Genomic DNA, 20,054 nt, shown 5'->3' on the forward strand with positions numbered 1-20,054 from the left:
CTCTGCTTGAGGTGGTCAGTAATATTACTGTACTTTTTTAGATCTTCTTTTTCTTTTTGTTTTGCTTGCTGATTTTGATAGGCCGGTAATTGCACTTAAAATCATCTTCGCTTCTCTTCTTAAATTGTTTTCATAAACAAAACGGTAAAAGTTTTCTACATCCGCAGATGACTTAAAGTTCTTACCCGTTTTTGGTGCTTCCTGGGCCGCTTGTGTTTCTTTACTCATAGCAGAGCTCCTTCGATATTAAATCGTACATTTATCTATTCAATAATTCAAATTTTGTTGGTTTTTATAAGAAAGGGCCACTTGGGCCCTTATATTTCTTAAGCTTCTTTAGGTTGAATCATTCCGTAGCTGTGGAGCTTGTTGTAAAGAGTCTTAACAGTAATCCCAAGAACCTTAGCTGTTTTAGTTTTATTACCGCTTAGGTGCTCTAGAGTCATCATAATATGACGTCTTTCAAGTTCGTCTAGTGTCATCTCAGAGAATGAGATAGCTTCTACTTCTTGAGTTTCTTCGTGTTGTTCTTTGCTAAATACTGATTCAGCAAGGTGGTCTCTCTCAACAATTTTACCACTTGAAAGAATATAAGCTCTTTCCATGATTGATTGAAGTTCACGAACATTTCCTGGCCATCTGTACTCTAGAAGAGCTGTGATTGCTCCAGGAGAAAGAGACTTTTGATCATCAACTTTCTTACCAGTGTTTAGGAAGTGAGTAGCAAGTACTTCGATATCTTCTTTTCTTTCTCTTAGTGAAGGTGCTTCTAGCTTAAGTACTCCTAGGGCATAAGTTAGATCTTCTCTAAATGTACCTTCAGATACCATTTCATCGATGTCTTTTGTCGTTGCAGAGATAACTCTTACGTTCGCTCTGTAAGGAGCTTGGCTTCCAACTCTGAAGGCCATTCCATCGTTAATGAAATTCATTAGCTTTGCCTGTAATCTTACAGGAAGGGCGTGAATATTATTTAAAAATAGTGTTCCATTGTTAGCAGCTTCAATCATTCCTGCTCTTTCTTTAATTGCTCCACCAACGATTCCTGAAACTTCACCAAAAAGTTCAATTTCAAGTCTATCTTCTGGAAGTGCTGAACAGTCTAGAGAGATAAATGCATTTTCTCCTCTTACAGAACGGCAGTGGATTCTTCTAGCGATCATCTCTTTACCAGTTCCTGACTCACCTTTAATAAGTGCGAAAGTATCAGCAGCTGCAATTTTATCAGCGATTTCGATGATTCTCTTCATTGTTGGAGAATTACCGATGATTTCTTTGTCTTTAATTCTATATGTATCAGCAATTGTTACACTTGATTGAGACTTTTGTAGCTCTTGTTCTTTTTGCTCAATTTGTCTTTGAAGAGACTCATTAAGGTTCTTAGCAGAAAGATACATCTTCATATTACGAAGTGGTTTATCAAGCTCATTAAGAACCGCTAGAACTTCATTCATATTATCTCTTGAAAATTGAATCTCTTCCGATTTTGATTGTACGTGGATTGTTGCAATCGCGTGTCCGTCTACTACAACAGGAACACATAGCTCAGCAATAACGTCTTCGTCTCTACAAGTAGCAAAGAGTGGATCTCTTGCAACGCTGTTTGAAAAGTACGACTTCTTTGTTCTTACAACTTGACCGGCAACACCTTCGCCTTTTTCAAGTCTTCTACCATTCTCAACTTCTCTACCATCTCTTGCGATAAGTGTTGCAGAAGAATCAGCACCAATAATGTTAATGCTATTTGAATCACAAGCAACATTCTCAGAGATATGCTTAGACAATTCACTAAAGAAAAATCTCTCGTCTAGTGTTGTCAGAAGATTTGTCACTAGAGTCTCTAAAGATGTCGTCTTTTTATCCATTGCCTTTGTCATTGTATAACTCCCTGTCAGTTTATTTCTTGTAAATCTTACATTGCGCGAAGCGTTAAGCTAAACACATAATACGATGCGTCTATAAAATTTACAAGACTAAAATGCTCAGGTGTTTATACTTTTTACTCTATTCCCCCAATTCACAACTACTTAGACCATCTAGGAGTTATACAATTTCCGAAATTCTTCGTGACTGGGCCAATAATCTCCCCTTCACGGTCCATAATGTATATATTTTGATCGGCCTTTTTAGAGGAGATGACCCTCTGTGAACTGAAAGCAATGAACTCCCCGTCATTTGAATAAGTTGGGTCTTCATTAGAGCCAAAGTCTTTTGTAAGTCTTGATAATCCCGTACCGTCAGAATTTATACGGAAGATGTCAAATCTTTGGTCAAGCCATGATGAAAACGCAATCTCTTTCCCATCTGGAGAAAAGCGTGGAGTGGCATTAAAACGACCTATATAGCTGATTCTTTTAACATTTTTCTCAATTCCACTAGGGTCCATTGTATAGATCATAGGCTTTCCTGGACGCCCAGAGAGAAAAGTCATAAGTGATCCATCAACAGAGATGCTCGGATCAACATCAGGTGAATAAGAGCGTGTGATTCTTCTTAGCTTCCTTGTTTTAAGGTTCATTTCAAAGATTTCAGCATTCCCCACATGTGAGAGAGTTAAAATAATAGACTCACCATCAGGCGTAAAAACTGCTCCTGAGTTGATTCCACCTTTATTAGAAAGAAGTGTATCTGACTTTGTATTTAAGTCATAAAGTCTAAGAGCAACGTTTCTACTCTTTGAAACATTCGATTGAATAAGGCTGTAGATAATTTGCTGACCATCTTTAGAAAAAGCTGGAGAAAGAACAACACCTCTGTGATTAGTTAATTTCTTAACGTTACGTCCATCAAAATCCATAATGAAAAGTTCTGTTGTCTTACTTCCCTGTGCCGCAGAGGAATATACATCGGAGACGAAAGTTATCTTTGAATTAAAGATAGATTCTTTTCCATTAAGCTTTTTGAAAACATCATTAGAAATGCTGTGAGCAATTTCTCTTATATCCCCGGAGAGAATACCCTTTTTTTCTACTATTAAAGAAGCATCCTCACTCTTCCACGCTTCAAAAGAATACTCTAGGCCTTGATTACTTTTCGAAGCGAGAACACGCATTAGAATGCGAACACCCTTTTGCTTTAATTCAGAAAAATTCAGCGACTCAAAAGTAGTTAAAGGATTCTTACCAGGAATCTGAACAGAATAAAGTTTTTTATAAAATGAAAAATCATTTCTAAATACTTCTGTAAATTCTTTAATCTGAGCTAACTCATCGACAGTAAAGCTTCCATTTAAGTAAGGCTCTCTTACAACGAGTTTTTCAGTTTCTAATTCAGCCTCACCTACAGCAACAAGAGTCAATCCACTTTGCGTGTTAGCAGATGAATAGATTGATGAGAATAATAAAATTAAAGTTGCGAATACTTTCATAACTTATCCCTTTAAAGAGGAAAACCAAGGAGAATATCTCCACTAGCTCCATACTTTCCAATATCACTTCCTAAATCAGGAAATGGTGAGGCACTTTTAACGGCCTCGAGTGCCTTGGAGTCAAACTCCGAAACACCACTTGATTCATAAATTTCTGCTCGTATTAGCTTTCCACTCTTAGCTAAATAGACGCGAATACGACAACGTAAATCTTTATTAATAAGGTAACTCGGTAATCTCCAATGAGGTCTTACGATATCTGGCAGCGAACTTACATACTGAGCAAATCGACTCATATCTTGAGAATTACCACTCCCAGTAATAGCACTCCCCTTGGCAAGCTTATTTCCCTGAATGACAAGGTCTTTCAGTTCTTTTCTTGCAAAATTAGAAATTGAATCGTCTTTAGGCTTATTGACCGATTGATCAAAAAGATTCTTTGTATCGACTTTCTTAGTCTTAGTAGTAGTCTTTTTCTGTGAAAGCTCTTTCATTCGCTCAGCAAAAGATTTCTTTCTCACTTCTTTAATAAGCTTTGGAGAATCATCTTCAACAATATCAGGCTTGCTTTCAGTTTTTGCCTCACTCACTGGAGCTTCTTGCTTTGGAGCTGCTCGTAAAATATCTTTTTGCATGGCCTTTAGTTCTTTAATCGTATGCTCTGGCATAGCGACAACATCGACACGAACAGATGCTTGAATAAGCTCAAGATTCTTCTTTTTAATTTCGGCCATTTCAAGAATTTTTGTTTCACGTAGAAATAGGAGTGTCGCCGCTAAAGTTAGGTGTAGCGCTAAAGAAAGGAAAAAGTACTTGTGGAATTTTCTTTCACTATATCCTGTCAAAACCATTAACGCCCTGATTGTTCAATTTCAGTAACAAGAGCAATCTTAGTGATTCCTCCCCTCTTTAGATGGGACATAAGTTTTGCAACTGACCCATACTCAAGTCCAAAATCAGCTCTTAAAAATAATGTATCTGTTTTAGTCGACTTAAAAGATGTCTTAACAACATCAATTAATTCCTTTTCTAAAACCTTATCTTTTCCAATAAAAAATTCACCCGTTTTTGCATAAGAGAGAATTACTTGTTTGGCCGTAAGGTTCAGCTTATTAACATCTTTGGTCTTAGGAAGATCTAATTTTATCCCATTAAGCATTAAAGGAGCTGTGATCATAAAGATAACAAGAAGAACAAGCATAACATCGACAAGTGGAGTTACGTTGATTTCTGAAATCGATCCTTTGTTTCCATTTTTTCCGACATTAAAGGCCATAGAATCCTCTACTTATGAACAACAGTTCTTTCAATAACGTTTAGAAACTCTTGTCCAAAGCTCTCCATTTGCGAATGAATTTTACTGTTGTCATTACTTAATGAGTTAAAAAACCAAACGGCAGGAATCGCTGCAGCAAGACCGACAGCAGTGGCAACAAGGGCCTCAGCAATACCAGGGGCAACGGCATCAAGAGTAGCACCTCCACCAGCGAGACCTTTAAACGAATCGATAATTCCCCATACAGTTCCAAATAGACCAATAAAAGGAGCAACAGAACTAATTGAAGCAAGAGTTGGAAGAAGTGACTGTAATTCGCCATCAACCTCATTAACTCCCTTTTTAAGCCCTCGTTCAAGAGACTCTAGACCAAAGGCTTGGTAGTGGTTTCCAAGCTCTAAACGATCACCTCCGAGGGATTCTTTTAATTTTGAATATTCTTTATATCCATGAACAAATAGTGAGCGATAAGGAGAACTCTCCAAAGTATCACAAGCGTCATAGACTTCTTTTAGAGAATTAGAACTACGGTACACTTGAAGAAAGTTTTCGTTACTATCATTCAATCTTGAAAGCATTCTCTTTTTTAAAAAAACAATGGCCCATGAAGCGATACTACATACAATAAGTAAAATTAAAACGCCTTTAACAACCCAGCCTGATGCCAGAATGATTGCCATAATATCTAATGATTGGTGTTCCATTCAAACTCCTATTAAGTTTTTCTTAACTTAAATTATTCTAACAAGTGAAAGTGCAACTGAAAACCGTGGAAGCTTATGCAGACCTACGTTGCTTGTAATAAAGATAGATGCTCGTGGCTAAAAGCATAATTAAATAATGGACTGACTCGATTGGTCTTGAAAAAACAAAAGGAGAATACTCAGAATTCCAAAATAAATCTTCTCCTAAAAAGATATAGAGTGGAAAAATATAAAGCCCGAGGTAGGGAATCAGACTTTTCCAACTCCTCTGCCCTATTGATATAAAGCTAACCAGAAGGAGAATAGAAAAGAGATAAGGAAAATCAAACCCCTTCGTATAAACAAAAGTATTTTTTAGGAAAAGAAAATTCATCAAACAATAAAGTACTGTACGCGATAATCTCATTGTCCCTTTTGTCGGATAAATTTGCTCAACCATGTTAATAACAACGACATCACAACTATAAAAAGTTCCAATCAATAGAAATGAACTTATCATTCCCCAGAAACTAAATTGAGAAAATTCATTGACGACAGGACTTCCTAAAATCAAACAAAAAGCAAAAAGAAATAAAGACACAACCCAAATAAGAGGATCGATAGGCCTTGAATCTTCAATGAGAGAGTCTACAAAAGGTCTACGAGAAGAGGACCAAATACTGACACACTTTATAACAACAAAACTAGCACAGAGCTTGCAGATCACGGCAATCATCCACGCTTGATCAGTAATCCAATTATCAATGATAGCGAAGCTATGTGAGAGCTGAAGGTGAAAGAATGTGATGAGAGAAATAACTCCCATATGAACAAACCATAGAACAAAGAAAAAAAGTCCGTAGAGTAAGAAATGAGTCAAAAGGTTGTGATCAAAAAAACGATCAAGCCTTTTAACCATCATAGAATTTCCTTCTTTGGGCTTAGCCATTTTATTTGCAACTCAGGTGAAGGATATATTTTATTATATCCCTTATAGAGAATATTTGTTTTTACGAGAGTCTGAATTTTAGAAAGAAGATCCATGTAGCGATTCCATAGCTCTAAGTCATTTCTTAAATAACTCTCCATCGATTTTGTCACTGTGTATTGTTCACTGACTTCAAAACCTTTATCCCAAATAACTTCATCGTATTTTGCGAGAACCTTTTTCAAGATTTCCTTGTCGAGTTTTTTCCCATAGTAATTTGTTCCAAAGAAATCCATCAATGACTTGTCTTCAATCTTTTTTATAAAGTACTCGTTCTTAATACGAAGATAGTCTTCAAACATAAGAAGAGAGATCTCTGCTTTTGTTAAATCCATTGTTCTAATGAATGGAACAGAAATTAAGAATGTAAATTGATTCTCACTAGAAGGCAGTGCCATGTGAGTAACGTTTGGAGACTCTGTATAGAGAACTCTAAATTTAACACCAAAGTGACCATACTTATTTAGAAATTTAGAGAAGTATTCATTCACCCCATAGTCAGGCTTTTTGATATCCCACTTTAATACAGGAGCATTTTTCACGAGCCAAAGCTCTGTAGCGAAGTCCCAGAACTCACTACGGACAGGAAGATTATACTTAGACTGCATCTCTTTAACTTTCTGGGCCTTCTTCTCTTTTTCTTTTTCGAGCTTAATTCTAGCCTCTTCATCAAGGCCGTCTTTCTTTAGGACTTTCTTAATTTTAGAGAAATCAACAAACTCATTTTCAACTTGGGCGTAAGATGAAATTTGAAATAGTAATGAAAGAGGTAAGATGATCTTTTTCATAGTCCATTCCCCTGTGTCATCGACTTTCCATAATTAAATTGGTCGTAGAGACGCCCCCAATAATACATTTCCGATAAATTCAAATTGAGGCTGTCATAGAATTTTGAATATTTCATATTAAAACAATCTCTAACTTTCTTATCAGAGACAAATTCTTTTTGAATATAACCAACATAACCACCAGATTTAATCATAAGCCAATCTTTTTCAAAGACCGACCGTTCTTTGTCTCCAACTTTGATTGCCATCACTCTGAAGGGATGACCACATTCAAAAGTCGTTAAAATCTGGGAATAACGATCAGGGTTTTGATGGAGCTGAGCAAACATAGTTTGCAAATAAGCAACACGAATCACCTTAGCCTTGCTTTTAGCAAAGGAGCTTGTCGTAACAATCATTAATGAGATTATGAATAGTTTTTTCATCATGAAATTAAACCTTCCATCTAAATTGAATCGTCTCCCACTGGTGACACTGAGGACAGCGCCAAAAGATTTCATCAGAGTTATACCCACATTCACGGCAAAAGTGTTTCGTTAGAGATTGGTGTAGTCCATCCAATAACTTTTTCATATGGGCCATCGCTTCTTGCGTTTTATCTAACTCAATCAGAAGTTTCACATACTCTGCTTTCATAACTTCTGAAGGATTCTTATTCGTCTCCATCCACTGCTTAAGAACCTCGTAGGCACTTCCAATTTTCCCATCACTCTTTAATAATCTAACCTTAGAAAGAATAACTGATGGTGATGAGAGAAGTTCCATATCATCAAGATCCAAAAAGAAATCGCGAATCATCTTAAAGCGCGTGTTATAAGAATCTTTTTGAGACTCATCTCCTTTGAATCCTTCTTCAAGAGATTCAAAAATAAATGAAGCATACATTGGATGCTCTTTTAATAATTCGAGAAGAAGTGATTTAGACCCCTCTAGATCTCCCTCTTGGAGTAACAGTCTAAGTCTTAAGATTTTTGCTGATACAGAAGGTGCAAAACGAAAAGCATCATCTAAATCTTCATGGCATGCACCAAACTCTGCTTTTTCAAAGTGTGCCTTGGCCTTTTGAACAAGAATATGAGAGATCGTCTCTGCCTGGTTTTCATGTCCAACTTTAGAAAGCATGATGCGATAATTATAGGCCTGATCCCACTCCCCTATATCTTCATAAATACGGCAGAGTGATTGGATGACTTCATATTGATCGCGATTGATTTTTAAAACATCTTTATAAGTTTCAATCGCCTTATCAATGAATCCGCCTTTATCAAAATCGACAGCGAGCTCTTTTAGAGCATGCAATCGTGAGGATTCAGAAATATTTTCTCTTGCGATCAATGAGCGGTGGATACTAATGGCCTTTTCAATCTCTCCATTACTTCTAAAGAGACCTCCAAGGGCAAAGTATGTTTCTATTGTTTCTCTGTTAATATCAACGGCATTTAAAAATTCTTTAATCGCGAGGTCTTTATTTCCAGAAATAAGGTATTGAGTAGCATTGAGAAAGACTTTTGATTGTGCTTCATAGATTGAATTTCTATAGCGCTTAGAAAGTTTTATACCAGTGTCCTTCTCCATCAAGTAATGATAGAAAAGGATTAACATACTACCGAGTGCAATGATGGCCAGCAGGTGGTCCTGGGCCCAAGCGATCAATTGATCAAAAGTCATTCTTTATCCCTATTTAAACATCAAGACTGGAGTTCCGTGAACAAGCCCCTCTAAATTGAGGTTCGTACTCACTTCTTCAACATTTTCTAAAATGTCCCAAATTGTTTTTTTCTTTTTCTTCTTAATTTCTTTAAATGCAAATTCACCATCAAGACCTAGCTCTTCATGAATTTCGCGACCTGCTGCCCAAAGGCCAGCAAGCTTATCAACAAGTCCATATTGGTATGCCAGTTCACCTGAGAAAATTTGCCCTTGAGCAAGCTCTCTAATATCACCTTTGATTCTCTCCTTACGAGTTTTCATAATATCTGTGATAAATTGCTCATGAACACCACCTAGAAGCGCACCCATCATGGCCTTTTCTTCTTCAGTAATTGGACGATATGGTTGACCGATGTCTTTGTAGCGACCGGCCTTAAGTGGCTGAGGATTAACTTTCGCAAATTCAAAGAGCTTAGAAAGATCTGTAAACTGCATAATAACACCAATTGAACCTGTTAAAGTTCCTGGGCTTGAATAAATTCTTCTACAGGCAGAACCTAGATAGTAACCACCACTAGCGGCAATAGAACCAAAGCTAGCATAGATTGGTTTTCCTTTTGTCGCGCTCTTTTTCTTACTTTCAAAAGCAGAGTCAATACGACGAATCTCTTCATAGATTTCTTGAGTTGGTCCAACTGCTCCACCTGGTGAGTTGATTCTCATGATGATGGCCTTAATTGAGTCGTCCTTCTCAGCTTTGTGAAGAAGCTCAACTGTTCTTTTCGAATCCATGATCACGCCGTTCACTTCAATAATACCAATTGAAGCCTTAGTGACAGTTTGGTTTTCAGTTTCAAAAACCTTCATTGTAAAGCCTGCGAAAATCATCAGAACGATAAAGAAAAGGGCAATCATAATAAGAACACCAGTTACGGCTCTATTTTTCGTACTCACTATTCAACTCCATTTTGCCTAGAACATGACTAGTACCCAACCTTGGGCCAATAATTGTGGTGAGTATATCTTCCCAAAAACATTGAGTTCCGTAAACATTTAGAGTCTTTTTCTGTGGATTTCTCCTTAAGGTTTGTAAAAATTTGGACGATAATTAAGAAAAGGTGGAGGATTCCATGAAAAAACTTATTTTATTTATAGTATCAGTGATTATATCAACAGTTCACGCGGAGCAATATCAGGCACCATCTGTTGAGCTTAAAAATGATTACGATCTTTCAAATAGTAAACCAAAGCAAGAGAATTGGGATTCCAATTTTCGTGTCCAAGAAGAAGCTGAAAGTGATCGTTTCCTAGCATCGGAAGAGGAAGAACAAAAGCGTGGCCCATCTTCAGAAGCCCCGAAGACTGAGAAAAAAGATCAAGATAAAATGAAAGCTTGGCCTTTAATGGACTAATCCCAGAGATTAATCTTATCTTCCATTTCACTTTTTAGTTGTCCACAAGCGGCCAAGATGTCAGAGCCCTTTGTCGTTCTTACTGTCGTAATATAACCTTTTTTCATTAGCTCATTTTGAAACCATTTGATTCTGTTTTCACTTGGTCTTTTAAAATCACTATCAGGGTATTCATTAAACGGAATAAGATTAATTTTAGAAACCTTCGCATCGAGAAGCTTCTCTAGCGCATCGACATCTTCTTTTCTGTCATTGTACTCAGAAATGAGAAGATACTCATATGTGATCCAACGGTGTGCTTTTAGAGGAATTTTCTTAATCGCCTCAAGAAGGCGATCCAAATCATAGGCCTTATTAATCGGCATTAACTCAGAGCGAATATTATTATGAGCTGCGTGCAAAGAAATCGCGATATTTACTGGTGGAAACTCGTGTAATTTTTCAATCTGAGGAACGAGTCCAGAAGTTGAAAGGGTGATCTTTCTTTGACCAAGCATAAGGCCATGATCATCAGTAAAGATCTGTGTTGCAACTTTAACATTTTCAAAATTGTGAAGAGGCTCACCTTGTCCCATGTAGACAATATTTGTTAATTTCTCACCTTTGGACTCTGTATTGAGAAAGTTTTGAACAGCTAAGAACTGCCCTACAATTTCAGAGCTATCTAAGTGACGAGTCAGACCCATCGTTCCGGTGTGACAAAAAGTACAACCAATAGCACAACCAACCTGCGATGAGAGACAAAGAGTTAAGCGATTATTTTTTGCTGGGATGGCCACAGCTTCAACCGTTTTATCATCAGTCATAGCGACGAGAAATTTTCTTGTTCCATCGACAGATAAGCCGTTCCAAACAATTCTTGGAAGACGCGTATCGAGATTCTCTGAGATATAAGACTTCACCTTTTTAGAAACATTCGTCCATTCATCTAAATTGTGAACGTGCTTTTTGTAAATCCAATCATAAATTTGATTGGCCACAAATTTAGAAAGTCCATTCTCTTGAAAATGGTCCCTTAAATCGTTAATTGTAAATGAATAGAGTGATCTCTTTTCTAGGTTTGGTTTCACGTCTTCCCTTTCTCTTTTTGTTTCCCTCTTTTCATACACTTAAATACTATTTGGAACAAGGGATTGATTCTAAATTTCAAACCCCATTCTTAAAAATTTCAAAACTCTAAGGTTAGCTTGGACACAAATGACTTAAACTACTAATTTAATTAAGAAAGATAAGTAGCTTTTCAATTTCACACATTCATATAAAAAAAACAATAAAGTCATAAAGTCATTGTGCAAAATAGATCCTAGCAATATCAATAATATTAATTAACGATTCCAAAAAGATTTCTGATGACTTGGAGAATTGAATGTTTTTTAAACTATTTGTTTTACTTTTAATTGTGTTTACAAGTTTGAATTCAACAAGCTTTGCGTGGATGAAGATCAAGACCCCTGAAGAACAATTTCAACAACTTCGTTTTGGACAAGCACTAGAAGAAAAATTGAATCCAAATCAGATTTCCCTACTCGTTTGGAATATTTTTAAAGGGAATAAAGAGGATTGGTCATCCGATCTAAAAAGCTTAAGCCACAATAAGGACTTAATACTTCTCCAAGAAATGTTACTGAATAAGAAAATGAAATCTGTGCTCGAGGAGTTTACTAATTATCAATTTGATGGAGCAATTAGCTTTCTCTATGAGAGCGAAAATATCCCTACAGGTGTCATAACTGCTTCAAGAGCAAAACCATTTGTTAGTAAAGCATTTATAAGCAAAGTGAAAGAACCTATTTTAAGAACACCTAAAACCGGTATGGTTTCTAAGTATAGTTTAGAAGGGAGAAATGACACACTCCTTGTAATAAATATTCATGCAATTAATTTTGTCTCCCTAAAGAGCTTTTCATCTCAATTAGATGAATATAGTTCAATTCTTAAATTACATAATGGTCCAATTATCTTTGCAGGCGACTTTAACACATGGTCAAAAGAGAGACTTAATTATCTTCAAAACTACATGAGTGAGTATGATCTTAAGGCAATTGATTTTCTAGATGATGATAGACTTAAGTTTTTAGGGAATCCTCTCGATTTCATATATGTTCGCGGACTAGATTATTCCTTCGCGCGGGTTAGAACAGACAGGGAAGGATCAGACCACAAGGCGCTAACAGTAGATTTAAGAGTTAATTTTTTAGATAGAACTGATGATTTAAATTGAAGACTAGACAAATTATTTTAATATTCATTTTTTTGACCTATTGTATTTCAAGCAGCTTTGCTTGGACAAATATCCAGGTTCCCACTGAAAATGAACAACATTTAAGCTTTGGTCAAACATTTACCAATGAACTCGATCCTGATGACATTTCCCTTCTCGTTTGGAATATCTACAAGGGAGAAAAGGAAAATTGGCCTAGAGATATAAAGAAACTCAGCTACAACAAAGACCTCATACTTTTACAGGAAATGTTGCTCACCGATGAAATGAATGCTGTCTTTGATAGCTTTGTGTACTATCAATTTGATGCCGCCATAAGTTTTATCTATAAAAAGACAAATGTTCCAACAGGTGTCCTTACAGGATCAATAGCAAGTCCTTCTATGGCGAAGGCCATGAGAACACAAAAAAGAGAGCCCGTTCTTAAAACTCCAAAAACGAGTTTAGTTACGAAGTATAAATTAAAAGGAAGAGATGACTCACTTTTGGTCATCAATATTCACTCGATTAACTTTGTCTCACTTAAAACCTTTATCTCTCAATTTACAAAGTTCAACACTACTTTAAAAGAGCATAAAGGCCCTATTATTTTCGCTGGAGACTTTAATACTTGGTCTAAAGAAAGATTTAACTTCATGGATCGCTTCATGAGCTCTCATAATCTTAAGGCCATCGAATTTGATCAAGATGATAGAATGACATTCTTTGGTAATCCTCTAGACTATATTTTTATCAAAGGACTAAATTACTCAGATGCTAAAGTATTATCTGACTTTACTAGTTCTGATCACAAACCACTGACAGTTAAGTTAAACGTACTTTAAAATTTCTAACGACAAGACTCATAAGCTAGCGGGAATTCGCAATTTTTTTTATTGCCATCTCCCACGAAACTCCTTCAAACTATGTAGAGAAATACATAAAAGAAGGATTTTTTATGCTAATGAGATGGAGCTTAGTGGGCATCATTGCCCTTTTTGGACTACAAGCAAATTGTCATGCTTGGCCTAATTTAAAAATTCCCACTAAAAATAAAATGCAGATTAAATTCGGGCAAGCTCAAAGTGAAGAGCTTGATCCAGAACATATTTCATTGCTCGTTTGGAATATGTACAAAGGCGAGAAAGAATCCTGGTCTGAAGATATCAATGAACTTGGTCAAAGTAGAGACATCCTTATTCTCCAAGAAATGTTTTTAAACGAAAAAATGAAATCAACATTTGAAGAATTTAAAGATCACCAATTCGATGCAGGGATTAGTTTTATCTATGAAGAAGATATGATTCCAACAGGAGTAATTACCGCTTCTAAAGTAGAACCGATCTTCTCCAACGCTGTGAGATCACCAAGAAGAGAGCCAATCATTAAGACGCCTAAGATGAGTATGGTTACGAAGTACAAATTGAAAGGCTTAAAAGAGAGCCTTCTCGTTCTCAACATTCACGCGGTTAATTTTGTTTCGACAAAGAAGCTCTCCTATCAATTATATAATTTAGCATCAATTGCTAAAGAACATAAAGGCCCTATTATTTTCGCGGGAGACTTCAATACATGGTCAAAGAAAAAAGCAAATCTACTCTTTGATCTTATGAATCGACTCGGACTGAAAGTTGTAAAATTTGATAAAGAACATGATGATAGAATGCGCGTCTTTGGAAGAATTATAGACTTTATTTTTATCAAAGGTCTAAGTTATAGCGATGCCAAAGTTTGGGGGCAAATTGAAGGTTCCGATCATAAGGCCATGACCGTCAATTTAAAAGTTAATTAAAATATCTCCAGAGAGTTAAGATAACCTATTGATTTATTGATATTTATTTTAACTCTCCTCTTCTTTAATTGTTTCGTAAATTAGCTTCATTTATAATAAGAGAAATCTCAAATTAGGAAAAATAATGTCCAATTCCAACGTGGTTTTCGCCTCTACAAAGCCAGAGTTTTTAGGTGAGCTAAATGACAAAATCAACGGTCAGGCTCAAACCAAAATCATTACGACTGCAGAAGATCTTCTGGAAGAATTTCAAGGCCACAAAATTGATCTACTCTATTTAGAAGATAGTTTTGGACTAGATAAAACCAAAGAAATTTTAAATGCCTATCTCAATTCCGAGGGAGGAAAAAGAGGCTATATTTTTCTTGGCTCTGAAAATTTTCAAGAGATAAAGCCCATTCTCGAAGAGGTCAAAGTTCAAAATCTTAAAGCGATTTTTCTTCCAGCTGATGCAACAAAGGTATCGAGTAATCTACTCAATCTCATTACAGAATTTGAAAACAAAGGAAAGAATAGCTACAACGTTGATACCCAGTTTATGAAACATTTCATTGATTCAGCCGTATCAACATTTGAACAATGGACTCAAGGAGAAGTGAAGGCCCTTAAACCACACCTTCTCTCTAAAACCAAAGATAAAAATATTGGAGTAAGAGGTAAACTTGTTATTGAATCGAGTTTCTTTAATGGGACCTTTTTCATTTCATTCCCTGTCGATACTTATAAGCAAATATATGAGCAAATGACAGGAATCCCCTTTGAAGGATTTAACGATGAAAACTGTGACCTCGCCTCAGAATTCGTTAATATTGTATACGGTGGAGCTAAAACCAATCTCAATGTCCACAATTACAACCTTGGCATGCTTATTCCAACCTATTCACGCGCTAAAACAATCGATAGCCCTTTTGACATTATCGTCATTCCACTCGATACAAAAATGGGACCAGTCTATTTAAAGATTTGTCCGGATTATCTTGAGAAATAATTACCTTTATTAATTCATATGATAGCTCGATAAGAACCTATCACGGTTTTTAAAGGAGATAGATATGAGTATTAATATTCAAATGATTAGAGAATCATTCGATGTCGCTCGCCCAATTGGGATGGAAGTAGTTTCAAAGTTTTATGAATTTCTCTTTCAGGACTACCCCCAAGCAAGACCCCTCTTTGAAAACGTCAATATGGAAGCGCAGAAGAAACAACTTCTAGGAGCTCTTGTTCTGGCCGTAGATAATTTGGATAACCCAGAAAAGCTTAGAGACTATCTTCTAAAGTCTGGAAAGAGACACGTCGGTTATGGTGTAGAAGAAGATCACTACCCACTTGTTGGTCAAACGCTTTTAAAAACATTCGCGCATTTTTTCCAAGACAAGTGGACGAATGAATTACAAAATGAGTGGATCAAAGTTTATGAATTCATCGCCAATACAATGATCGAAGGTGCCTCTCAAAAAGAAGAAGGTGCTGATGTACTAGAGATAACTCATGGACATATTAGATCTAAGGCCAAAGATATTTGTCATCAAATTTTAATGGAATCTATTGATGATCAAATTGATGACACAATTCGCGATGTGATGAGAGCCAAAGTAAGAAAAGTCATCTTAGAAGTGTTGGAAGAAGAATCAACAAGCATCTTAAAAAAAGCGGCCTAATTTAGAGTGCTCTTTTTAAATTAAAAGAGAATGTTGAGCCTCTATTTTCTTCACTTTGAACTTTAAGTATAGAGCCATGTTCTTTAATAATATCAAAAGAAAGGGGTAGGCCAAAACCTGTCCCTTGTTCTCCAGACGTCCCTTCTCTTGTGGTCTTTACATTTTTTAAAAAGAGTTTTGGTAGAAGATCTTTCGGAACTCCAACTCCATTGTCAGAGACAGAGATATGAATATCGTCTTGTTCCTCATGAGCAATCAGATGAATAGAACTTCCCTTATTACTAAATTTAATTGCATTCGAAAGAAGATTAATTAGAACCTGCTCTAAGCGGTCTGGATCAGCCTCAACTTTTAAGTATTCATCAATATCAACTTTAATATCGACTTGCTTACTCTTTGCGAAGTGAGAAACTTCAAATAAAGCTTTCATCGCCAATTCTTTGAATCGTATTGTTTTAAATTCAATTTTTACCTTACCTGCGCGAATCGCAGTGATATCTAAAATATCATTAACGAGGCTGAAACATTTCTTAGCACTCTTCTTAATTATGGGGATTACTTCCTTAGAAGATTCCGGTTCCTGCTCTAATACTTCTAGGAGCGAGGTGATTGTTGAAAGAGGGCTTCTGATGTCGTGAGAGACAATGCCGACAAAGTCATTGAGAGTTTCATTAGTGGCCCTAAGCTTCTCTGCACTCTGTCTAGCTTCCTGTTCTTTACGAGTTAATTCCTCTGTTCTCTTTTTCACAAGACGATCTAAAAGAATCACCATGAAAAAGAGAAAGATAAGTGTCCCAGTTCCAATGGCCAGAGGTACTCGAATCTCTTCATAAATATTTTTCGGATATTGATGAATTTTCGAATTAGACGGTAACTTTGAGAGATCAATCTTAAATCGAGCAAGAACTTTATAATCAAACTCAGGGTAAAATCCCGTTTTCGCAACAATAGGAATATCTTCTACTGAACGACCTTTTAAAATCTCCAAGGCCATATTTCCAGCATCCCTTCCATGTTCGATAGCATTGGTCATATAGCCACCTACAATCCCATTGCCTATAAGGAGACTCCCCCACATTCCATAAATAGGTACAGAGCTGAGTTCACTCATTTTTTTAAGCTCTGTAAAAAAAGAAAAATAGCGACCAGCTTTATCTTGGTGAGCAGCTAACAATAAAATAACTGATCCTTTTTTTAATTGGCCTGTTTTATCGAATAATTCGTTTAATGTGTAATTTTCCCATACTGTAATTTTTAAGTTTTTAAGGTTCATCTCCCTTATTTCAGCAAGGGCTTCCTCTTTTATCATTTGACCAAAACTCGTAAGATCTGAGAGCAAAATGATCTCTTTTGTCTTTGGATGAAGAGTTTGAATTAATTCTATATTTCTCTTAGCTTCAAGCCCTTCTAAAATACCAGTAACATTTTTTCGACTCTTGTAGATCTCTTGGTTCATCACATTTAAACCAGCGAACACAATAGGGACATTCGTAAAGAGCTCCTCTTTAATGCTTAAAAGAAAGTTCAAAGCATAATCATCTGTTGTTATAATCACATCAGGGTACTCTTCAGCATATTTGTAGCGAAAGAGATCTAAGAGTTTTTCAAAGTACTTCGCATCATTTAAAAATCTTCTTCCCGCAAGAAATTCAACATGGATTTTTTCATTCTCTATATAACCATCAAGGGCCTCTCTAATTCCATCGACTTGATCGTGTGTCCATTGATATTGGGGAGTATAAGAATTGAGAATGAGTACTTTTTTATGAAAAAGGTTTCTCGCACCAAAGGTTGAACTGGCACAAAGAAACATGACAGAAATGAATATTAATTTGAGCAATAGTTTCATAAGACTATTGTAAATTAAAACTGTTCAGGAATTATGAATAAGATGACTTAATTTTAATTGAAGAACTTATTAAAGAAGCCTTTCTTCTTACGTTCAATATTTTGAATGATATTTCCTTCACTTAGAAGCTTTTCAATAAGCTCGCCCGAGTCAGAAACCTCTTGTAAAGACGAGTTATATTGCTCAACAGAGTGTAAACTAATGAATGAAAAGTCAAACTCTTCACACACTCTAAAAGCAAAACGATTGAGATCATCTAGGCCATCAAAAGGGCCAACGGCCTCTCCTGGATTAATCTTAGTAGAATATTCGTGTTCAAATAATTCTTGAATATGGTTTTTCTCTAAAACGCCTGAGTCACAAAAAAGTGTACTGAGATAATAAAGACCACCCTCTTCTACTGAAGCAGTTTTATAATGGTAAACCCCAACAACACCTTCGTTAAAAACCTTATCCATGACCTTCCCTAAGAATAAATTCCAAAATCAAAATTAACAGACGCTCCAGGAAGCATTTCAACCGTAACAGTATTATTATGTGTCTCTACCGTTACATTCATTTGATCTAATACTTTAATAAGTGCAAAGTTCTTCGGTAAAGAGAAAATCACTTTCTTCTTATAAGAACTTTCATTGTAAACACCTAGTCTTCTCACTTCTTCATAGCTCAATTCACTTGCCGAAGTTGACCTTCTTCTCCAAGAAATATCAACGCCATCAGGTAAATCCACTTTTAAATGACGTGTTTCAAAAGTAGAAAAGACTTTGTTCCAAAATGAGCTTGCTTTATCTTTTGAAAGCGAAACCAATGGAGCTCCATCAATGAGAACCAAACGCCCCTCGCCAAGAGAGATATTTTGCACTCTTGTATGGTAATTAAGTTTTTCAAGTTGAAGAGAGTTTTCCAAATAAAATGATTCAAGCCTTCTTTGAAGTTCATCGCCGAGTCCTCTCGTATCGAGAATAACTCGCCCACCGTTCATAAAGAACTTAAGCATTGCATGAAAGCGCTCTTTTGATAGACTTCCACCATCGATTAAACGAATAGTATCTGTCATAGCAATCGATTCATCCCACTTAAACGTATCCATCTTTTTATACTGATGAGCATGGTAAAAGTCTTCTTCGATAAAATCGATAAGACCATTATCTTTCCATACGTTCTCAATATGAAAATCATTTTCGTAGACTTCCATAAAACTAAGAGGTCTAAAAAATGATGAATTTTCTTCATCATAGAAAACATCTGTGAACTTTAATGGAATTTGAGACTGAGATACGAGATCATCAAGAACAGTCTTTAAGACATGCCCTTTATTCTTAGTTGGGATTAAAACACTTGAAGGAATGATATCACGACTAAGAGATGAGAAAACGTCTCTTGTATAGGTTTTGCGATCATAGTGATCACTCAAACGATTAAAAAAGTCCTCATTGGAACTAGAGAGAAAAGAGAATTCAACAGTTCCCTCCCAATTTCCACTAAGAGACGATTCAGCACTGGCCTTATAAAGGTCTCTAATTGTATTTCTAAATTCGCTCTTTAAAAGAGCTTCATCTTGGGCATTTGATATAAGAGGAGTATCATCATTTGGGTCATCTTTTAGTTTCTCTTCTCTCTTGGCCTGAATAAAACGGCCAAATGCCTGTTCAAAGGCCTTCGAAGTGTCATTAAAAAATGACTGAAACTGTCCCTCAACCATGGTTCCACAGTTAATCCCGTAGACGTCCTCACCGATTCCCTTTTCTGAGAAATAGCGACCAAGGGCCTTTACAAATCTAGCATAGCCCTGAAAAACTCTTGGATCGTAGAAAGAAAAAATCTTTGTTAACTTTTTCTCCGAGTCTAAGAAAGCATGGGCCATTCCATTTGGACCAGAGGCAAGAGATCTCGAAAGTAGATGAGGAACACCACCATTTGTTAAAAATGGAGCTGGAGACAGCGGTAAAAGAAAGACGATCTCGCGCCCAAGGTTGTGCGCAATATCCACTAGTTTTTTAAGATCAGTCTCAGGACGAGTCTCAGCAAAATCAAACTGATCCCCTGTGTCACTGTGAAAAGCCCAGTTAATTGGTACCAAAACCTTACCAACAATTGGACAATCGGCCAATTTACTCTCCCAAAGTGAGGCAGAGGTCTTCCAGTAGAAAAACAAGTTTTCTCCAGGAAAGACAACGTCATTGTCGCGTGGTACTGGTGTGGTTAGGCTCAAATTCTCTCCGCTAAAATAAGTACTTTCTTCCATGATAATCCCTATTTATTCATTCTAGCAGTAATGAAAAAATGATGTAAAGCACACAAATCACTATTCTTACGTAAAAGGCACATTGCGCAAAGTTGTGAAACCACATCAATTTTGCTATAAACTTCTGGCTATAAACCATCGAC

At 36.3% G+C, this 20,054-nt stretch carries 21 protein-coding genes; 6 read left to right on the forward strand and 15 right to left on the reverse strand.

What is annotated here, in order from left to right:
* Positions 1 to 24 precede the first annotated feature (24 nt).
* The 11 genes from HBN50_RS12315 to sppA all read right to left on the reverse strand — a co-directional run bounded on the left by HBN50_RS12315 (position 25) and on the right by sppA (position 9,706).
* A complete protein-coding gene (locus HBN50_RS12315) occupies positions 25 to 228 on the reverse strand; it encodes a hypothetical protein (RefSeq protein ID WP_273870421.1) in 204 nt (67 codons plus the stop codon).
* A gap of 98 nt (positions 229 to 326) precedes the next feature.
* On the reverse strand, positions 327 to 1,877 hold the full coding sequence (locus HBN50_RS12320) for a sigma-54-dependent Fis family transcriptional regulator (RefSeq protein ID WP_273870423.1): 1,551 nt from the start codon (positions 1,875 to 1,877) through the stop codon (positions 327 to 329).
* 146 nt (positions 1,878 to 2,023) lie between these two features.
* Positions 2,024 to 3,367 carry a TolB family protein gene (locus HBN50_RS12325; RefSeq protein ID WP_273870427.1) on the reverse strand — a complete coding sequence of 448 codons (1,344 nt, stop codon included), beginning with the start codon at positions 3,365 to 3,367 and terminating at the stop codon, positions 2,024 to 2,026.
* A gap of 11 nt (positions 3,368 to 3,378) precedes the next feature.
* Positions 3,379 to 4,101, reverse strand: a complete 723-nt coding sequence (locus tag HBN50_RS12330) for a TonB family protein (RefSeq protein ID WP_273870429.1) — start codon at positions 4,099 to 4,101, stop codon at positions 3,379 to 3,381.
* 116 nt (positions 4,102 to 4,217) lie between these two features.
* Positions 4,218 to 4,643, reverse strand: a complete 426-nt coding sequence (locus tag HBN50_RS12335; RefSeq protein WP_273870430.1) for a biopolymer transporter ExbD — start codon at positions 4,641 to 4,643, stop codon at positions 4,218 to 4,220.
* A gap of 8 nt (positions 4,644 to 4,651) precedes the next feature.
* Complete coding sequence (locus tag HBN50_RS12340; protein ID WP_273870433.1) at positions 4,652 to 5,347, reverse strand: MotA/TolQ/ExbB proton channel family protein; 696 nt, start codon at positions 5,345 to 5,347, stop codon at positions 4,652 to 4,654.
* Positions 5,348 to 5,420: 73 nt separating this feature from the next.
* The gene (locus HBN50_RS12345) at positions 5,421 to 6,248 is read right to left on the reverse strand and encodes a hypothetical protein (RefSeq protein WP_273870435.1); all 828 of its coding nucleotides are present in this window, start codon (positions 6,246 to 6,248) and stop codon (positions 5,421 to 5,423) included.
* Positions 6,245 to 7,102: a hypothetical protein gene (locus HBN50_RS12350; RefSeq protein ID WP_273870437.1), complete on the reverse strand. Its 858-nt coding sequence runs from the start codon at positions 7,100 to 7,102 to the stop codon at positions 6,245 to 6,247. Before HBN50_RS12350 ends, HBN50_RS12345 begins: the two co-directional genes overlap by 4 nt.
* A complete protein-coding gene (locus tag HBN50_RS12355; protein WP_273870439.1) occupies positions 7,099 to 7,530 on the reverse strand; it encodes a hypothetical protein in 432 nt (143 codons plus the stop codon). The genes HBN50_RS12350 and HBN50_RS12355 overlap by 4 nt, the downstream gene beginning before the upstream one ends.
* 4 nt (positions 7,531 to 7,534) lie before the next feature.
* Complete coding sequence (locus HBN50_RS12360; RefSeq protein ID WP_273870441.1) at positions 7,535 to 8,770, reverse strand: hypothetical protein; 1,236 nt, start codon at positions 8,768 to 8,770, stop codon at positions 7,535 to 7,537.
* 9 nt (positions 8,771 to 8,779) lie between these two features.
* Positions 8,780 to 9,706: a signal peptide peptidase SppA gene (sppA, locus tag HBN50_RS12365; protein ID WP_273870442.1), complete on the reverse strand. Its 927-nt coding sequence runs from the start codon at positions 9,704 to 9,706 to the stop codon at positions 8,780 to 8,782.
* 176 nt (positions 9,707 to 9,882) lie between these two features.
* On the opposite strand from sppA, the gene HBN50_RS12370 reads away from it, so the two are divergent.
* Positions 9,883 to 10,164, forward strand: a complete 282-nt coding sequence (locus tag HBN50_RS12370; RefSeq protein WP_273870444.1) for a hypothetical protein — start codon at positions 9,883 to 9,885, stop codon at positions 10,162 to 10,164.
* Here HBN50_RS12370 and rlmN read toward each other — a convergent pair.
* Positions 10,161 to 11,234: a 23S rRNA (adenine(2503)-C(2))-methyltransferase RlmN gene (rlmN, locus tag HBN50_RS12375; protein WP_273870447.1), complete on the reverse strand. Its 1,074-nt coding sequence runs from the start codon at positions 11,232 to 11,234 to the stop codon at positions 10,161 to 10,163. The genes HBN50_RS12370 and rlmN overlap by 4 nt on opposite strands.
* Before the next feature lie 296 nt (positions 11,235 to 11,530).
* Between rlmN and HBN50_RS12380 the strand changes: the two genes are divergently transcribed.
* From HBN50_RS12380 to HBN50_RS12400, 5 genes are all read left to right on the forward strand, one after another.
* On the forward strand, positions 11,531 to 12,385 hold the full coding sequence (locus HBN50_RS12380) for an endonuclease/exonuclease/phosphatase family protein (RefSeq protein WP_273870448.1): 855 nt from the start codon (positions 11,531 to 11,533) through the stop codon (positions 12,383 to 12,385).
* 32 nt (positions 12,386 to 12,417) lie between these two features.
* On the forward strand, positions 12,418 to 13,209 hold the full coding sequence (locus HBN50_RS12385; RefSeq protein WP_273870451.1) for an endonuclease/exonuclease/phosphatase family protein: 792 nt from the start codon (positions 12,418 to 12,420) through the stop codon (positions 13,207 to 13,209).
* Positions 13,210 to 13,322: 113 nt separating this feature from the next.
* Positions 13,323 to 14,156 carry an endonuclease/exonuclease/phosphatase family protein gene (locus HBN50_RS12390; protein WP_273870452.1) on the forward strand — a complete coding sequence of 278 codons (834 nt, stop codon included), beginning with the start codon at positions 13,323 to 13,325 and terminating at the stop codon, positions 14,154 to 14,156.
* Between the two features lie 124 nt (positions 14,157 to 14,280).
* Complete coding sequence (locus HBN50_RS12395; RefSeq protein WP_273870454.1) at positions 14,281 to 15,144, forward strand: chemotaxis protein CheX; 864 nt, start codon at positions 14,281 to 14,283, stop codon at positions 15,142 to 15,144.
* A gap of 64 nt (positions 15,145 to 15,208) precedes the next feature.
* The gene (locus tag HBN50_RS12400; RefSeq protein WP_273870455.1) at positions 15,209 to 15,817 is read left to right on the forward strand and encodes a globin family protein; all 609 of its coding nucleotides are present in this window, start codon (positions 15,209 to 15,211) and stop codon (positions 15,815 to 15,817) included.
* A 1-nt stretch (position 15,818) separates the two neighbouring features.
* Here HBN50_RS12400 and HBN50_RS12405 read toward each other — a convergent pair whose 3' ends face one another.
* The 3 genes from HBN50_RS12405 to HBN50_RS12415 are packed head-to-tail and all read right to left on the reverse strand — an operon-like array spanning position 15,819 to position 19,911.
* A complete protein-coding gene (locus HBN50_RS12405) occupies positions 15,819 to 17,666 on the reverse strand; it encodes a sensor histidine kinase (RefSeq protein ID WP_273870460.1) in 1,848 nt (615 codons plus the stop codon).
* Between the two features lie 53 nt (positions 17,667 to 17,719).
* On the reverse strand, positions 17,720 to 18,124 hold the full coding sequence (locus HBN50_RS12410) for a hypothetical protein (protein ID WP_273870463.1): 405 nt from the start codon (positions 18,122 to 18,124) through the stop codon (positions 17,720 to 17,722).
* Between the two features lie 8 nt (positions 18,125 to 18,132).
* Positions 18,133 to 19,911, reverse strand: coding sequence for a hypothetical protein (locus HBN50_RS12415; RefSeq protein WP_273870465.1), 1,779 nt, complete (start codon positions 19,909 to 19,911; stop codon positions 18,133 to 18,135).
* Between the last annotated feature and the right edge of the window lie 143 nt (positions 19,912 to 20,054).

Source organism: Halobacteriovorax sp. GB3, assembly GCF_028649655.1.
Taxonomy (GTDB): domain Bacteria; phylum Bdellovibrionota; class Bacteriovoracia; order Bacteriovoracales; family Bacteriovoracaceae; genus BSW11-IV.

Bases quoted from the DNA above. Each gene is read 5' to 3' on its own strand.
- HBN50_RS12340 (WP_273870433.1), bottom strand. From the start codon at position 5,347: ATGGAACACCAATCATTAGATATTATGGCAATCATTCTGGCATCAGGC.
- HBN50_RS12390 (WP_273870452.1), top strand. From the start codon at position 13,323: ATGCTAATGAGATGGAGCTTAGTGGGCATCATTGCCCTTTTTGGACTA.
- HBN50_RS12395 (WP_273870454.1), top strand. From the start codon at position 14,281: ATGTCCAATTCCAACGTGGTTTTCGCCTCTACAAAGCCAGAGTTTTTA.
- HBN50_RS12320 (WP_273870423.1), bottom strand. From the start codon at position 1,877: ATGACAAAGGCAATGGATAAAAAGACGACATCTTTAGAGACTCTAGTG.
- HBN50_RS12370 (WP_273870444.1), top strand. From the start codon at position 9,883: ATGAAAAAACTTATTTTATTTATAGTATCAGTGATTATATCAACAGTT.
- HBN50_RS12360 (WP_273870441.1), bottom strand. From the start codon at position 8,770: ATGACTTTTGATCAATTGATCGCTTGGGCCCAGGACCACCTGCTGGCC.
- HBN50_RS12410 (WP_273870463.1), bottom strand. From the start codon at position 18,124: ATGGATAAGGTTTTTAACGAAGGTGTTGTTGGGGTTTACCATTATAAA.
- HBN50_RS12350 (WP_273870437.1), bottom strand. From the start codon at position 7,102: ATGAAAAAGATCATCTTACCTCTTTCATTACTATTTCAAATTTCATCT.
- HBN50_RS12380 (WP_273870448.1), top strand. From the start codon at position 11,531: ATGTTTTTTAAACTATTTGTTTTACTTTTAATTGTGTTTACAAGTTTG.
- HBN50_RS12400 (WP_273870455.1), top strand. From the start codon at position 15,209: ATGAGTATTAATATTCAAATGATTAGAGAATCATTCGATGTCGCTCGC.
- HBN50_RS12330 (WP_273870429.1), bottom strand. From the start codon at position 4,101: ATGGCCGAAATTAAAAAGAAGAATCTTGAGCTTATTCAAGCATCTGTT.
- HBN50_RS12325 (WP_273870427.1), bottom strand. From the start codon at position 3,367: ATGAAAGTATTCGCAACTTTAATTTTATTATTCTCATCAATCTATTCA.
- HBN50_RS12315 (WP_273870421.1), bottom strand. From the start codon at position 228: ATGAGTAAAGAAACACAAGCGGCCCAGGAAGCACCAAAAACGGGTAAG.
- HBN50_RS12405 (WP_273870460.1), bottom strand. From the start codon at position 17,666: ATGAAACTATTGCTCAAATTAATATTCATTTCTGTCATGTTTCTTTGT.
- HBN50_RS12335 (WP_273870430.1), bottom strand. From the start codon at position 4,643: ATGGCCTTTAATGTCGGAAAAAATGGAAACAAAGGATCGATTTCAGAA.
- HBN50_RS12355 (WP_273870439.1), bottom strand. From the start codon at position 7,530: ATGATGAAAAAACTATTCATAATCTCATTAATGATTGTTACGACAAGC.
- HBN50_RS12415 (WP_273870465.1), bottom strand. From the start codon at position 19,911: ATGGAAGAAAGTACTTATTTTAGCGGAGAGAATTTGAGCCTAACCACA.
- HBN50_RS12345 (WP_273870435.1), bottom strand. From the start codon at position 6,248: ATGATGGTTAAAAGGCTTGATCGTTTTTTTGATCACAACCTTTTGACT.